The sequence below is a fragment of the Metabacillus sp. KJ11-3 genome (assembly GCF_055808295.1).
The window spans coordinates 4,910,037-4,926,301 of the sequence record NZ_CM147865.1; the positions used below are offsets into that span (position 1 = coordinate 4,910,037).

Below are 16,265 nucleotides of genomic sequence, written 5' to 3' on the forward strand. Positions count from 1 at the left end.
AAACTTTTAGTAGGCAAGAGATGGAACAGCAATAAGCATCTGGGACAAGGAACCTGTCCCCATGTACCTGTTTGATTATATGATAATAGGAGTATTGATATTTTTCTGTTAAGTAGAAAGGTGGGGAATGACATGATAGATATCCATTGCCATATTCTCGACGGAATTGATGATGGTGCTCAGGATCTGGATGCTTCGTTGAATATGATTAAGCATGCGGTGAATGAGGGGATTACGAAGATTATTGCAACACCACATCATAAAAATGGAAAGTACGACAATGTTGCTTCTTCAATTAAAGATAAAGTTGTAGAGTTGAATAAGACGATTAAGGAACACAATCTTCCTATTGAAATATTACCTGGCCAGGAGTCACGAATTTATGGAGATCTTTTGGAGGATTATGATAAGGGCGAGATCTTGACTCTTAATCACTCAAAATATCTTTTTATTGAATTTCCGTCAAATCACGTACCGAGATATACAAAAAAGCTATTATTTGATATTCAACTGGCAGGACTTTCTCCAATCATTGTTCACCCTGAACGAAATTCGGAGATTATCGAGAATCCTTCGATTTTATATAAGTTGGTTGAACAAGGTGCTGCAACACAGGTAACAGCCTCAAGTGTCACTGGACATTTTGGCAAGAAAATAAAAAAGTTTTCTCTTCAATTAATTGAATCAAACCAAGCGCATTTTATCGCATCAGATGCACATAATCTATCAGGAAGATCCTTCCGATTGCGCGAAGCTTATGATGAGATCGGAGAAGAATTTGGACGTGATTTAGTCTACATGTTCCAGGAAAATGCAGAGTTGGTAGTTGAAGGTAACACAATTTATCGTCAACCACCTCAAGAGGTACGACGTAAGAAATTTTTAGGAATATTTTAAAAGGACATGGTGAACATACCATGTTCTTTTTTTGGCACAAAAACTCTAGCTGAAAAGATAGAGGATCTTTAAATGTTAATCATTCCTTTACATAAAATTATCAAAACATTAACCCTGCCTATAATGTCGCTTAACATCAATCTATTAAACTTACTATAAAAGTTTTGAGAAGATGTTGAAAATTTTAGGAGGAAAAAACATGAATCTAGTAAAAGGCGGATTTCTATTAAGTCTTGTATCTCTTGCACTTGTTGGCTGCGGAAGTGAAGAAAGCAGTACAAATAATGGCAGCTCAACTGGAATTGAAGGAGATTTATCTTTTTATACATCACAACCGGATGAGGATGCGCAGAAGTTAGTAGATGCATTCACTGAAAAATATCCTGATGTAAATGTCCAAACATATCGATCAGGGACAGAAGAGGTAATTAGCAAAATTAAAGCTGAGCAGAAAGCCGGAGATGTTCAAGCCGATGTATTACTAGTGGCGGACTCTGTCACCTTTGAGGACTTGAAGGAAGAGGATCTATTACTTGAATATAAGTCAGAGGAACTCAGTGAAATACCCTCTAATCTAGTAGATCCTGATGGCATGTATGCCGGGACAAAGGTTATGGCTACGGCTTTAGTAGCAAACACAGCAAATGTAAAGGAAATGCCTGACTCATGGAATGTCCTCTCGGATAATAGTGCGAAAGGTAAAACGATCATGCCAAGTCCGTTTTATTCAGGTGCTGCAGCCTATAATTTAGGTGTATTTACACGTAATGAAGCATTTGGCTGGGATTATTTTAAGAGTTTAAAAGAAAATGAAATGACGGTGACAAAAGGAAATGGAGCTGTTCTTCAAGCTGTTGCAGATGGGGAAAAAGCATACGGAATGGTTGTCGATTTTATCGTAGCCCGAGCAAAAGCGGAAGGATCACCAGTTGAATTAATTTATCCAAAAGAAGGAGTGCCTGTTATTACTGAGCCAATCGGTATTATGAAAGATGCTGAAAATGAAGAAGCGGCGAAGGCATTTGTTGATTTTGTTTTATCAGAAGAAGGTCAAAAATTAGCGGCGGAAATAGGTTACACACCAATTCGCAAAGGTGTTGACGCTCCGGAAGGCTTGCAGACGATTGACGAAATGAACGTGATCGATGCAGATATAAGTGAGCTTTATCAAGCAAAAGAAAAAGATAAAAAGGAATTTGAAGCAATTTTTGGACAATAATGGCTTGGAAATTATAAGGCTAATCCAGTGCTTTATACTTGAGATAGCCTTATTTCCTTTTTAAAAGGTAAGGAGAGAAATTCCTCATGTTGCAAAGCTTTGTTCATCGTGTCCAACAACAAAATAAATGGTGGTTTTTAATGGGTGCACTGTTTGTAGTAATCTTTTTTGTTGTACCTATTTTCAGACTGGTCTTCTTAAGCTTTTCTTCAGAAGGCGGGATTACTTTCGAAAACTATACATCCGTGCTTCAAGATCGTTCAACATGGAAAACGATTGAAAATACGTTATATGTTGTGGTGGGTTCGTCTATTATTGCGATTATCTTAGGGATTATGACAGCTTGGGTTGTTGCGTACACAAATATTAGACAAAAGAAGCTGATTCAATTATTCATTTTTTTACCTTTTATTATCCCTTCCTATATTACAACATTAGCATGGACTCGATTTATGAGTAAAAACGGATTTTTCGCTAATCTATTAAGTTTGCTTCCCGGATCTTTAGAGCCGCTGAACATGTATAGTTTACACGGAATCATTATTGTGATGGGATTATCCCATTACCCGCTGGTTTACTTATTAACGGTAGGGGTTCTTAGAAAAATTCCACGTGATTTTGAATATGCGGCAAGGGTTTCAGGATCAAGCAAGTGGCAGTCTTTCAAAAACATTACGCTTCCTCTTGCATTACCTGGGATTGCTAGTGGCGGATTTTTGGCTTTTATTGCGAGCTTAGATAACTTTGGTATTCCTGCGTTTCTTGGGATACCGGGTAATATAAGAGTACTAAGTACATATATATATGAGCAAATTGTAGGGTTAGGGCCAAATTCCTTTGAAAGAGCGGCAACCTTATCGGTCATTTTAGGATTCATTGCTTTAACAGGTACGTTTATTCAGTGGCTGCTGTTAAAGAAGTCTAAAAACTATGAAACAGCTGTTGAGGATAAAGAACCAAGATTTCTATTTTCGAAAAGAAAGCGCCTGATGATTGAACTGCTTTTATGGAGTTTTCTGTTGCTGACAACAATGGTTCCGCTTATCTCAATGCTTTCTGCCTCTCTCATTAAAGCCTATGGGTTGCCGTTTGCACCTGAACATATAAGTTTGAAAAACTATCAATTTGTGTTGCTTGAAAATCAAAAAGCGATCACTTCCTTGAAGAACAGTGCGATTTTAGCGATCATTACCACTATTTTTTGTTTGGTGATAGGTACGGGTATTGCCTATATAAGAACAAAAAAACCTTCAATCTTGTCAAAGGGTTTAGAGATGATCATCGGCATTCCGTATGCATTGCCCGGTACGGTTTTAGCGTTAGCGATGATTTTTGCTTGGATGGAACCAATTCCGGGGTGGAATCCAGGGATATACGGGACGATTATGATTCTCTTCATTGCCTATGTTACCCGTTTTTTAATCTTACAGGTTAGGGGAAGCATTACGGCGTTCATGCAGGTGGATCCTTCAATAGAGGAAGCAGCCAGAGTGAGCGGTTCTAATGGGTTTTTTAAGTGGAAGCAAATCTTGCTGCCATTGATTATCCCCGGCGTTATCAGTGGTGCGTTACTCGTCTTTTTAACAGCACTAACTGAATTAACGGTTTCATCGCTGCTATGGTCCAGTGGTACGGAAACGATAGGACTTGTAATTTTTAACTTTGAACAAGCAGGTTATTCAACCTATTCCACTGCCTTTTCTTGTATAGTCGTTCTTTTCATCTTATTGGCTTTTTTTATACTATCTTTTTTGCAAAAGTTATGGGATCGGAGGGTGCTGCATCATGACCACTCAAATTAAGAATGTAGGTAAAAGCTTTGGCTCATTTCGGGCACTGCAGCAAATCAATCTTGATATTAATGAAGGAGAGTTTGTTGCGATACTTGGTCCATCAGGCTGCGGAAAAACAACATTGCTTCGCTTATTAGCCGGTTTTGATTCTCCAACTTCAGGTGAAGTAGTAATGAAAAATCAAGTAGTCGCTGATGAAACGTCCTTCCTGCCGCCGGAGAAACGTAACATTGGAATGGTGTTTCAATCCTTTGCTTTGTGGCCGCATATGAATGTAAGGGACCATATTCGTTTCCCAATGAAACATCATCAATTTTTAAGTGAAGATCTTAAAAAGGGCATGGATTTTAGAGTTGATGAAGTATTAAAGATGATGGATATGTATCATCTTGGAGAACGAATGCCGAGTGAACTCTCTGGAGGTCAAAAACAGAGGGTAGCCCTAGCGCGTGCGATCGCCCCAAAACCGTCTTTATTGTTAATGGATGAACCACTTAGTAGTTTAGATGCTGAATTGCGCATGTCGATGCGAAAAGAGATTCAGCAACTGCACCATTTGACGGCTGCTTCGATTGTGTATGTTACTCATGACCAAAGTGAGGCACTGGCGATGGCCGATAAAATTGTTGTCATGAATAAAGGGAAGATAGAACAAGTAGGCACGCCAAAGGAAATTTACAGCTCGCCAACATCACCATTTGTTGCCTCCTTTGTTGGAAAAGCGAACTTAATCCAGGGGAAATGGGAAGGATCCGCATTTTACCCTTTCCATCAGAAGACAATTAAATGGGATGGAACGGCTGTAACAGAGGAATTGAGAAGGGAAAACCTCTTTCCTGCCCGTCCGGAACAGCTTGAAATCTCATTTAGAGAAGCTGGTATAAAAGGAGTTATTACGAATGTTCAGTATCAAGGAAAAGAGATTCACTATACGGTTACAATAAAAGAGGAGCAGTGGGTGATCCACCAAGACCTTGATGACATGTTTTCTATAGGTGAGGAAGTATATATTCACTTAAAGGAGTCACAAACTAGAACGGAGAAAAAACAACTTCATTTTGTATAAAAAGTAAAAAACAGGCTGACCCCATGATGAGTCAGCCTTGTTAAATCCTTTATTCTTCTGATGGCTTGCCCCAAGCCTCTATATTTTTTAACCCTTCAATCGAATCCGCTGTAAAAGTAGGATCCTTCCCGGCTGAACGTTGCTTCATATAATCTGATAGAGCAGAGAAGGCGATTTTACCGAGTAGCGTAATCGCGATCAGGTTGATGATAGCCATTAGTCCCATGAACAAGTCAGCTAGACTCCAAACAAAGCTTAATGAAGCTAAAGAACCGAATGCAACCATTGCTACTACAGCAACACGATAGATGTTAAGGAATAATTTATTGTTGTTGATGAATTCAATATTTGATTCACCGTAATAATAGTTTCCTACAATTGAACTGAAGGCAAACATAAGCACGATAATGGATAAGAAAATACCAGCCCATGTTCCCATTGATGTTTCAAGTGCTTGTTGAGTTAACACAATACCATCTGATTCTGGTGAAGTATATAATCCGCTAAGCAAAATGATAAACGCAGTTGAACTACAAATAATCAGTGTATCAACGAAGACACCAAGAGATTGGATAAGACCTTGTTTAACAGGGTGGCTAACATCAGCTGTAGCAGCAGCGTTTGGCGCACTACCCATTCCGGCTTCATTCGAGAACAATCCACGTTTAATTCCATTCATCATCGCAGCACCTAACGCACCACCTGCAGCTTCCTGTAATCCAAAGGCACTTTCAAAGATTAAAACAAATACACTAGGAATTTCTGTAATATTGATGATCATAATGAAAAGTGCAATTAAAATATAAGCTCCAGCCATAACCGGGACGATAATCTCTGATACTCTTGCAATTCTTTTAATCCCGCCGAAAATGATGATAGCGGTAATGATCGATAAAATAACCGCGATTAAAACTTTGTTTATTCCAAAAGAAGAGTGAAAAGCACTCGTGATTGTATTGGCTTGAACAGAGTTAAAGGCTAATCCGAAGGTAAGTGTAATTAACACGGCAAACGTCACACCCATCCAGCGGGCATTTAACGCTTTTTCCATGTAGTAAGCAGGTCCGCCTCGGAATGTGTCGCCATCTTTTACTTTGTAAATTTGTGCTAATGTACTTTCTACAAACGCGGAGGCAGATCCAATAAGTGCGATAAGCCACATCCAAAATACAGCCCCGGGTCCACCCGTTGTAATGGCAATCGCAACACCGGCTAAGTTCCCTGTACCAACACGTGAAGCCGTACTAATACAAAAAGCCTGGAAGGATGACACACCTTTTTTATCGGCCCTTGCACCTTCCCCCAATAAACGAACCATTTCACCAAATAAGCGAAACTGAACAAACTTTGTCCTAAACGTAAAATACAGCCCTAATCCTATTAACATAATAATTAATACATAAGACCACAATAATGTATTCGTTCCATTAATCATACTCTCAATCAGGTTCATCCAAACACCCCTCATTATTTTATTCTTCATTAAATACTATTCAAAGTTATGCACTTTTATTATATTAGCATATTGTGGGTCGGGGGGACAGGTTCCTTGACCCAATTTTTTGTCTATTCAAAAAAGGAGAACCGCCATATACGATTCTCCTTAGTACTAGCTGATTAATTTTTCCCTAACTGCGTTGGCAGCATTTGTATGGAATGATTTAGCGTATCAAGTTTGCTTTCAATCCTATTGAGCAAATAAAGTGTCACTACAATAGGAAAGCCCAGCTCGCTGATAACCGATAACCATTGATCCATTTTTTCACCCCATTTCGTTTAGGATAAAATATAAATGACAAAGAGCTGACAAGAAGAAAGAAACCTCGTCAGCTCTCAATTGGTTTAAGCAAGTCCAACATCTGTTACATTACGCTCAACGATACGCGCACCCTTCTTAGCTACAAATTCGCCACCGGTTGTGAAGAAGATGTTGCTCGCTAAGATGTCATCCATTGCTGCATTGATCGCAGCCGGATCAACAGGTTCGATAGGAGAGTCAACGTTAAGCTTAACTGTTTTTCCATCAGTGTTTAAAAATTGAAGTTCTAATGTTTTTGCCATGTGGTCACCTCCTTTCTCTCAAGTCCCAAACGCTCATGCGATTAAGGGTTAATTTGGTTAGAGTCGTTTCGCTCGATAGATGAAAGTGTTTCAGTTTGTAAGCTTGCCAGGGCTTGAGCAACCTGAAGCAACTCATCAGGTGTTGCAGTTGTTTTCACATTGTTGTAGTTTTTACGCTTTAAAATAACTTTGCCATCTTCGTCCAAGCCCATGTCGAACACAAGACTTAATTGTGAATCAAGGATAACTTGACTTGCCATGCTGATCACCTCCTTTCGCCCTCTATATATAAAAAAAGGGGAGGAGAGTAGCGTGAAATTGAAAAAAATTAATGTTTTTTTCGGGACAGGGGGACAGGTTCCTCGTCCCATCTGGGACAAGGAACCTGTCCCCCTGGTCCATAGAAAAACCCTAACAATGTACCTGAAAAGGGTCATTATTAGGGTTATAAACTTCGGTGGTATTGCACTCAGCTCAGGCGGTTGGGACAAGGAACCTGTCCCCCCGACCCAAAGCCGGCCAACCACCGAGCCGCATTATTTTTCTTGGATAATTCTTCCGGAGATCCAGCCGGTTTTGCCGGTTTTTGTTTCGACTTTGAGCCATGTGATGCCGTTGTTGTCGGTTTTTTGTTCGTCGAGGTATGTGACGGTATCGTCTTTGATGATAGCTGCAACGATTTTAGCGTCTAGCGTAGGATTGGCGCGGATGTTACCGCCGCTGGTTTTATATTGGTCTGTTAAGGTGTATTCCTTAGGGTTCACCTTTGCACTTACTTCATCCACTTTTGCTAGAAAATTTCCTTGATAGCTTTTAATATCAAAGCCTAGATCTTTTTGGACTTTTTCTTCTGTCATCCATTTGTCAAAGCGGTCCCACGTTTGGGAGTAGGAGCTTGTCGGGTTATTGATGATGGCGAGTGGCAATAGAATGGCAAGGGCAAATCCAACAAGACGGAATGTCCTTTTCCATTTGGCTTTGTTGCGCGTACGCTTTTTTGTGAGCGTTTCTGTTTTGCTCGATGTTGTTAAGAGAAAAGCAAAAAGCTCTTCAGTTCCTTCGATCCAGGAAGGAATCGAATAGTCCCCTTGATTTCTCCTTTTGGTCAGCATTCTATGAAAGAACACCATTACTGGATAGGATAAGTGATAAACGGCCTTATGCAGTAAAATGCTGCCCCAATGGATGAGTCTTGGTGCTAAATGAAAAAGAATAGGCCGCATGAGAATGATCATGATAAACGTAAAAATAGCAATTCTGAGCCAAATGGGTAGCAGGGCAAGTGGTACCCATAGCCAGTATAGTTGCTGAAGTATGGTTTCCACTCTCGTTACTCCCCTTTAGCAGATTGATAGCGATCACGTAAATCATCAAGCTGGTCTTCTTCAGTTGTCCTCATTGAAAGGCGGGTCTGGTTGCCACTGCCGCTAAATTCATAAGGAAAATAAGTTTTAATTTTTTCTACCTGCCTATCAATTTCGACTTTATCAACAGTAGGGTCCATCATCAGGTTTTTCACTTGGTGTTGTACCTCAAGCCTGAACGCTTCTTCGTTATGAATGCGGGTTTGGACAACTTCTAGGGCAGCTTTATTATCTTCAGCAATAAAAAGGGCATTAAGAAGATTCCCTTTTTCAATTTCCCTTTGAATTTCACCTGCAACAAAGCGGGCCTCACGCATTTTAATTTCTTTTTCGTGCAATCTTAGTTCGCTATCTTGATCCTGCTTCCAATATTGTTTGTCATGTTCTTGATCACGTTGACTTTGCTTGACAAGAACATTAATATCAGAAATCACAACCCCAACCTGCTTTAAACCAGCTACCATGGAAGAGTGTTCATGAAGATCCTCAATATGCTTTTTCACTCGCTTGGAATCTGAGATCGGGTAATCGGTTGTGATTTCCTCAAGCCAGTAAGGAAGCTTCTTTTTAATATATGTCACAATTTCACCTGCACCCTGTTGAACAAGGGAAATCGGATCAACCACTTTATAATCAATGGAAAGATCAATTAAAAAGTCACGACCTCTGTCTAATGAAGGGTACTCTTCTTCACATTGGAAACTCTGTGTCGCCATGTTAACAATGTAGACCTTCGTGTATTTCCCGGCACGAAGATCACTGCGGCTTAAGCGGTCACCATTTTTAACAACTTGATAATTGTTTTGTTCATTTGTATAAACAAACGCCTGATTCATAGAGGAAGCTGGCGGCTTTTCAAAAAAACTAAATTTGACGGGTTGAACATCGATGAGATTCATATTGTGATCCTCCTTTTAAATACCATCATGTTTTCATATCGTTCAGCATTATGCGGCTTGTTTTCAGTCTGACTAACCTTGTTTGCATTTTCACAAATATACATGTCCCTTAATAGGCATGTTTTCATTATAAGCATGGGTTCGCGAAAAAATGACTATTTTGATTGCTTCCATTTTTAAAGAAGTTAAAACTGCTTCATGTAGTTTTGTGTCTAACCTTGTCAAATCTTTTCTACTAGATTAGTATACAAAAAAGAAGACGGCTTTCCTAGTTGTGTAGGCTATTAAAAATTTCTTTGAACTGTGGTTAAGCGCACGACATCCAGCGCCTAGCCCCTCTATGGTCTAGCTAATTTATTGAAGGCAAAGAACGCCCTCTATTCTAAATCGTCTTATGCTTGTTCAGTTGTCCGCTATTTTGACATAGCATCATGTATAATGGGAGATAATATGCTATTATCAAATTTTGTTTTAAAAGAAAGGGGAGGTGGATTCAAATGTTTTTGCTGAAAACAAAGTGGTTGTTGATCAGCTTATTTGTTTTAGTTGAGATATTCGTTTTAGTTGCAGATTTATTCCTTCCTATTAAACATATTGCTTTTTCAATCCTACATATTACCATCTCCTTAGTAACGGTGGTTTTTATCTTATTTCTTATTTATGTGATGAACAAAACGACGAAAGAACTCAAACATAGTAATGAACGGTTAAGATATATTTTTGATTCATTAGATGTTGCAATATGGTCGCATGATATGAAAACAGATCATTTAATGATTACACCAGGAATTGAAAAGTTATATGGGTATTCCATGGATGAATTTTATCGTGATCAGCTTTTATGGAGAAAGGTTGTTCTTCCGGAAGATCAGAAGGTCATTGAAGAGCGGCTGCAGCAATTGACTAAGAAGGAGCCAGTCACAAGCTTTTATCGTATTATTCGGCCGGATGGAAAGGTCCGCTGGATTCGTGATCGGGGTATACCGACTTATGATGAAAAAGGGGATTTTGTCGATTTTTCAAGTGTCTTATTTGATGTAACAGAGCAAAAGGAGCGGGAGGAGCGCTACCGGGGAATAGTAGAAATGTCTCCTGATATTATCGCTGTTATTAGGGATTGGAAGTTTGTGTTTATTAATAAAGCGGGAAACGAGCTTTTTGGCACCTCTGATATTATTGGACGTCATGTACTGGAATTTGTCTCTACTGAGAATGTGAGGAGTGTTAAGGACATTGTTCAGGAGATGGATGACAATGACCATGATATTGAAAAAAATTACTTCGAATGTCAGCTTTTATTATCAAATGGTGATGTGATTGATGCAGAAGTTTCTCTTATGAAAATTTTGTATGAAGGCAGAATCGCAAAGCTTGTAGTCGGTCGCGATATTACCGAACGAAAAAAAGCTCAGCAATTGATTCACAATATGGCCTACTATGATTCGGTTACAAATCTTCCTAATCGAAACATGTTCAAAGAGCATGTAAATAACAGTTTAACAACAAATGGTGAAAACCAAGAGCTTGCTGTCTTATTTTTAGATTTGGATCGATTTAAGGTGATTAATGATACAAAAGGACATTCAACTGGTGATCTTTTATTAAAGGATGTTGCAGATCGCATACGAAATACAGTGAAAAGTGATGGCCTTGTTTCCCGCCAAGGGGGAGATGAATTCTTAATCCTTCTCGAAGGAAAGAAGAAGGAAGAAATTGAAAAAATTGCCCAGCAAATCATAGACGATTTTTCCCGTCCGTTCTATGTTCATTGTGAAGAAATTTTTGTGACAGCCAGCATCGGTATTAGTCTTTATCCTTATGATGGAAAAGATCAGGAAACGTTGATTAAAAATGCGGATACCGCTATGTATTTGGCGAAAGAACATGGAAAAAATAATTTTCAGTACTATAATGAGGGTCTTAACACCCAATCAACAAGAAAAATGGTCCTTGAAGTTGGATTGCGAAAAGCACTTGATACAAATCAGTTTAACATGGTGTACCAGCCTCAGTTTGAACTGGAAACAGGTACGATTATTGGAGTGGAGGCTTTAATTCGTTGGGAGCATCCGGAGCTAGGTCCAATTTCCCCTGTGGAGTTTATTCCGATTGCTGAAGAAACAGGGTTGATTGTTCAAATTGGAAAATGGATTTTACAACAAGTATGTAGAGATTATAATCAATGGAAGCAACTTGGCCATGGATCAATCAAGATGGCTGTCAATATTTCAGTTCGCCAAATGCAGGAACAGGAATTTATCAACAGTGTGAAGCAAGTCATGGAAGAATATAATGTCGACCCCAATATGTTTGAGCTTGAAATTACGGAAAGCATTATGCAAAATATCAATCAATCGATTGTCATATTGAAGGAGCTAAAACAACTTGGCGTCAAAATCGCCATTGATGATTTTGGAAAAGGCTACTCCTCATTAAGCTATTTAAAACATCTGCCGATTGATAAAATCAAAGTGGATAAATCATTTGTTGATGATATTTTGGACCCAACTCACAATGGTTCAATTGCAAAAGCCATCATTGATATGGGACATATTATGAAATTCACCGTCATTGCCGAGGGGATTGAAGAAGAGAAACAAGTAGACTTTTTATTGAAAAATAACTGTAATCTGGGACAAGGGTTCTTTTTTAGTAAGCCATTGCCTGAGTATGAGATACGGAAGTTGTTCAGTTGAAGCCCCTGTGGAAAGATCTGCAGGGGTTTTTGCTTTGTTGGTTAAGGTTGATATGGTGTGGGACGCAACTAAGTGGGAAAACGACGCAACATTTGTATGTTTTGACGCAAAGAAGCATCGGATAGACGCAACTAAACCTAAAATGACACAACACAAATCACAAGCCCATGAATTCCGGTACTGCCAGCTGTGGATACAAGAAAAACAGCAGCATATTTTTGTTTTGCTGCTGTTTTTCTTAAATTCTACTAAAATACTCAGCACTTTCAATCATCAATCGACAGTCCAGAAATTGACTTTCCCTCAAATCAATCTCAAAAATAAAATCTGTATCTCCGACGAAAGGCTTCACCGTTGCCCAGTTGATGCTTCCTTTTCCAAGCGGCAATGAATCATGCTCTACACCAAGTGAATCAACAAGGTGATAGTAGTCAGCGTATGAAGAGTAGGTTTCTAGATGATGCTCCAACGCTCGATTATTACCTTTTAACGCAATGAAAGTATGGCTAACATCAATATTTAAAGGCAAATGAAGGGGACGGACGATTTCATCAAGCAGATGTGGATTCTCAGCTGAAAAAATTCCTTCTGTTGTATCCTCCCATAAAAATGATTGATTACATATATGAAGAATTTCCTCGATGCGTTTTCTCATTTCATACCGTTTTTCCTTATCCGCGAAGTTGGAGCATTCAGAATCTGAATAATGACAATGTATAATACATTTGATGTTTTCCTGCTTACAAATAGATGCAATAAGTTCACTGGACCAATTATAAAATTGGCGCATCTCCGGACTGGAGCTAATAATATCTAAATACCGACCGTGGTGTTTCATCGGATGATGAAGGTAGACGCGAATTCCTCTTGCTTTTAACAGACGAATGTAATCAACGATTTCATACGGATGATACAGGTTTTTCTCTGTTAAATGAAGCTCCATAATCTCAGGCTGATAAAGAAGACGATCACGTATCTGCTCTTCATTAATAGCGGCCTTTAATCGAATGTACCGAATAGTTCTCAGCTCCTTTAAGTAGATCCCTAATAAAGTGTATTCAGAGATATTAGCTTCTATTAAATAAATATAAATAAAGGGCTGTTCGGTTTTAATATTTTTAAAGCAGATAGTGGAATGGAGCGGAAGACACTTGACTCCTGCGGGAAGTAGAGGGAAGGTCGAGACCCCCAGGCGAAGACGAGGAGGCTCGAATTCCTCCACGGCGACTCTTGTGTCTGGAGCGCAATGCAACGGACTAAGTTTTTAAAAGCAACAAACTAAAACCCTGAAAGGAATCCTCCCAGGGCTAAGCTCTATTTACCATACTAATCACATATCCAACTACGATACCAATAACCGCAGGTACAAACCAACCAATTCCAATCGTAAATAACGGGATAAAATCTAAATTCAATCCATCCATATTCACACCAGCTGCCTTCAATCCATCAATGATACTGAAAACGGCCGTGATACTTAAACTAATGATATATACAATTGATTTTGCTGGTAGTACATACTCTAAAAATGACAACAGAATCAAAACAATCGCTAAAGGATAGAGAGCTGTTAACAACGGAACTGACAAAGAAATCAGTTGTGATAATCCGAAGTTCGCTACACATGTACTGAATACAGATAGAATTAGAACGATTTGTTTATAACGTAATTTCGGAAACGCCTTTGATAGATAGTTTCCGCAAGCAGATATCAAGCCCACACTTGTTGTTAAACAAGCAAATGTGATTGCAAGTCCCAACACTATTTTTCCAAGAGGACCGAATAAAGCACTGGCTGTTGAGGATAAAATAGCGCCTCCGTTGTCTAGATATCCTATTGATGATACGCTTGAAGCACCGATAAACGCTAGTGATGCATACACAAACACAAGCCCTGCGCTTGCGATAAGTCCTGCTTTTATACATACCTTCGTAATGGCAAATCGGTCTTTTATTCCCTGCTCTTTAATGGAAGAAATCACCACAATCCCAAATACAAGAGCACTTAACGTATCCATTGTTAAATATCCTTCTAAAAATCCCTTGAAAAACGCACCCTCTACATAATCACCTTGTGGCGCTTGAAAACTTCCCATCGGTGTGAGCAGTGCTTTTCCAGTTAGGATAACAAGAATAGTTAATAAAGCAGGTGTCAGTATTTTTCCAATCCGATCAACTAATTTGCTCGGATTTAATGATAACCAATACGTAAGTGCAAAATAGATGATGGTATAAATTAATAGAGGTGTTTTTGTATCTATTAATTGTTCTGGAAGAAATGGGATCACACTAATTTCATAAGAAACTGTCCCGGTTCTTGGAATTCCGAAAAAGGGACCAATTGTTAAATACAAAATAATCGGAAAAATCAGACCAAACGTTGGGTGAACTTTGTTTCCGATTGTTTGAATGTCATTACCCGATAGTGCAATCGCAACAATTCCTAAAAATGGTAGACCAACCCCGGTAATTAAAAATCCTAAAATGGCTGTCCAAGTATGGACTCCGGCCTGTTGTCCCAATGCTGGTGGGAAAATCATATTTCCTGCACCAAAAAAGAGCGCAAATAGCATTAAACCGATAACAATTGTTTGCTTACCGGATTGTGTTTGTTTCATAATTTCCTCCTGAAAAGCTATATTAATAAAATTCCCTAAATTTCGACACAAAGGATAGTGTAGCATAAATTATAAGAATTTTATAGAAAAAAATAAATTTTATAATAACTTCCAATTTTAAAATTTATATTAGAATAATCTTAATTGTTTTAATACTCTATCTATTTTCAATAGACTAGATTTTATAGTGGCTCCTTGTTATAATTCAGCCTATTATACGGAAGGAGCTTGGTTAACCATGCTAAAGAAAAATGAACTTATTTTTATTAGTTTTATGCTTTTTTCGATGTTTTTTGGTGCAGGAAACCTTATCTTTCCAGCATTTTTAGGTAGTTCTGCAGGAGAAGATGTGTGGCTTTCTCTCGCAGGCTTTATTACAACAGCAGTAGGTTTGCCAATTCTTGGTGTTCTAGCTGTTGCCAAGGCTGGCAGTTTTCATACACTCGTAAACCGTGTTCATCCAATTTTCGCCTTTTTATTTCCATTATTAATCTATGTTTCCATTGGACCTGGTTTGGCGATTCCAAGAGCAGGTTCGATTGCCTATGAAATGGGGATGAAGCCATTTTTACCTGAAACATGGATGAATCAATCCGTCATGTTAGCTGTGTATACAATCATTTTTTTCGCTGTAACATTGTGGTTAAGCTTACAGCCATCGAAGCTTGTTGATCGGTTTGGGAAACTATTAACACCTATTTTATTAATCATGATTGCACTCATTTTTGTGAAAAGTCTAATTACACCGATGGGAGAATTTCCTGTAGCAACAGGTGCGTATCAAGATAATTCGTTTTTCCAAGGGTTTATGGATGGCTATTTAACAATGGATGCACTCGCTGCATTGGTGTTTGGAATTGTTGTTGCGAATACGATCCGTTCTAAAGGTGTACAGGATACAAAGCTTGTTTCTAAATATATGGGCTTTGCAGGTCTAGGTGCTGGAATCTTACTTGCTTCCATTTATACGATTCTTGGATTCCTGGGTGCATCAAGTGCATCTCTTGGTACTTCAGAAAATGGAGCCGGAGTATTAACGATTGTGATGAATGAATTATTTGGCAGTATAGGCATTATCTTGCTTGGTTTACTTTTTACCCTAGCTTGCTTATGTGTATGTATCGGTCTAATTATTTCATGTAGTCAATACTTTGCAACACTTTTTCCAAAGCTTTCGTACAAAAAGTGGGCTGTGATTCTCGCTGTGCTTAGCTTATTGGTTGCGAATTTAGGGTTGAACCAGATTTTATCGATTTCTGTTCCGATTTTAGGAGCTATTTATCCGATCGCAGTTGTCTTAATTTTACTTGGACTTGTAGGCAACAGGGTAAGTCATTCTGTTTATTTGGTTGCAACGATTTTCACAGCTGTCTTTAGTGTGATTGAAACGATTAATACAACATTTTTAAATGGGATGTTAAATGATGTATTAGGGGTTATTCCTCTTTATGAGCAGGGTGTTGGCTGGATTCTACCGGCGCTTGTGGGCGTGATTGTTGGTTATTTTATGAGAAAAATATATAGTCAACCTGATTTTGAAGAGGTTGCTGCGTAGGGAGAGTGCGGGTTCGCGCTCTTTTTTTGGTCTGTTTTCGCAAATTTAATACAAGAGATGTTAAAATTAGTTCTATTACGCTCCAGACACTCGCTTT

14 protein-coding genes are annotated in these 16,265 nt (G+C 38.7%); 6 read left to right on the forward strand and 8 right to left on the reverse strand.

The features are described from left to right. Positions 1-132 precede the first annotated feature (132 nt). The 4 genes from AC0L8O_RS24340 (at position 133) to AC0L8O_RS24355 (ending at position 4,975) form a co-directional block, all read left to right on the forward strand. Positions 133-897, forward strand: a complete 765-nt coding sequence (locus AC0L8O_RS24340) for a tyrosine-protein phosphatase (protein ID WP_473445876.1) — start codon at positions 133-135, stop codon at positions 895-897. 199 nt (positions 898-1,096) lie between these two features. Next, positions 1,097-2,116: an ABC transporter substrate-binding protein gene (locus tag AC0L8O_RS24345; protein ID WP_473445877.1), complete on the forward strand. Its 1,020-nt coding sequence runs from the start codon at positions 1,097-1,099 to the stop codon at positions 2,114-2,116. 86 nt (positions 2,117-2,202) lie between these two features. Next, complete coding sequence (locus AC0L8O_RS24350) at positions 2,203-3,918, forward strand: ABC transporter permease (RefSeq protein WP_473445878.1); 1,716 nt, start codon at positions 2,203-2,205, stop codon at positions 3,916-3,918. After that, on the forward strand, positions 3,902-4,975 hold the full coding sequence (locus tag AC0L8O_RS24355) for an ABC transporter ATP-binding protein (RefSeq protein WP_473445879.1): 1,074 nt from the start codon (positions 3,902-3,904) through the stop codon (positions 4,973-4,975). Before AC0L8O_RS24350 ends, AC0L8O_RS24355 begins: the two co-directional genes overlap by 17 nt. A gap of 49 nt (positions 4,976-5,024) precedes the next feature. Here the strand turns inward: AC0L8O_RS24355 and AC0L8O_RS24360 are convergent, their stop codons facing one another. From AC0L8O_RS24360 to AC0L8O_RS24385, 6 genes are all read right to left on the reverse strand, one after another. Next, positions 5,025-6,428, reverse strand: coding sequence for an alanine/glycine:cation symporter family protein (locus tag AC0L8O_RS24360; RefSeq protein WP_473445880.1), 1,404 nt, complete (start codon positions 6,426-6,428; stop codon positions 5,025-5,027). Positions 6,429-6,592: 164 nt separating this feature from the next. After that, entirely contained in the window at positions 6,593-6,733 is a 141-nt protein-coding gene (locus tag AC0L8O_RS24365; RefSeq protein WP_026560949.1) for a YvrJ family protein, read from the reverse strand. Between the two features lie 84 nt (positions 6,734-6,817). After that, complete coding sequence (locus AC0L8O_RS24370) at positions 6,818-7,036, reverse strand: DUF2922 domain-containing protein (protein WP_026560950.1); 219 nt, start codon at positions 7,034-7,036, stop codon at positions 6,818-6,820. 41 nt (positions 7,037-7,077) lie between these two features. Continuing rightward, positions 7,078-7,296 carry a DUF1659 domain-containing protein gene (locus AC0L8O_RS24375; RefSeq protein WP_026560951.1) on the reverse strand — a complete coding sequence of 73 codons (219 nt, stop codon included), beginning with the start codon at positions 7,294-7,296 and terminating at the stop codon, positions 7,078-7,080. 276 nt (positions 7,297-7,572) lie between these two features. After that, positions 7,573-8,361: an SH3 domain-containing protein gene (locus AC0L8O_RS24380; protein WP_473445882.1), complete on the reverse strand. Its 789-nt coding sequence runs from the start codon at positions 8,359-8,361 to the stop codon at positions 7,573-7,575. A gap of 5 nt (positions 8,362-8,366) precedes the next feature. Further along, the gene (locus AC0L8O_RS24385) at positions 8,367-9,299 is read right to left on the reverse strand and encodes a hypothetical protein (protein ID WP_473445883.1); all 933 of its coding nucleotides are present in this window, start codon (positions 9,297-9,299) and stop codon (positions 8,367-8,369) included. 497 nt (positions 9,300-9,796) lie between these two features. On the opposite strand from AC0L8O_RS24385, the gene AC0L8O_RS24390 reads away from it, so the two are divergent. Continuing rightward, on the forward strand, positions 9,797-11,995 hold the full coding sequence (locus AC0L8O_RS24390) for a sensor domain-containing protein (protein WP_473445884.1): 2,199 nt from the start codon (positions 9,797-9,799) through the stop codon (positions 11,993-11,995). 238 nt (positions 11,996-12,233) lie between these two features. Here the strand turns inward: AC0L8O_RS24390 and AC0L8O_RS24395 are convergent, their stop codons facing one another. Next, positions 12,234-13,217, reverse strand: a complete 984-nt coding sequence (locus tag AC0L8O_RS24395) for a TIM barrel protein (protein ID WP_473445885.1) — start codon at positions 13,215-13,217, stop codon at positions 12,234-12,236. Positions 13,218-13,302: 85 nt separating this feature from the next. Further along, the gene (brnQ, locus tag AC0L8O_RS24400; RefSeq protein WP_473445886.1) at positions 13,303-14,613 is read right to left on the reverse strand and encodes a branched-chain amino acid transport system II carrier protein; all 1,311 of its coding nucleotides are present in this window, start codon (positions 14,611-14,613) and stop codon (positions 13,303-13,305) included. 238 nt (positions 14,614-14,851) lie between these two features. On the opposite strand from brnQ (AC0L8O_RS24400), the gene brnQ (AC0L8O_RS24405) reads away from it, so the two are divergent. Beyond that, positions 14,852-16,168 (forward strand): branched-chain amino acid transport system II carrier protein, encoded by a 1,317-nt coding sequence (gene brnQ / locus AC0L8O_RS24405; RefSeq protein ID WP_034332583.1) that lies wholly within the window; start codon positions 14,852-14,854, stop codon positions 16,166-16,168. The last annotated feature ends 97 nt before the right edge of the window (positions 16,169-16,265 follow it).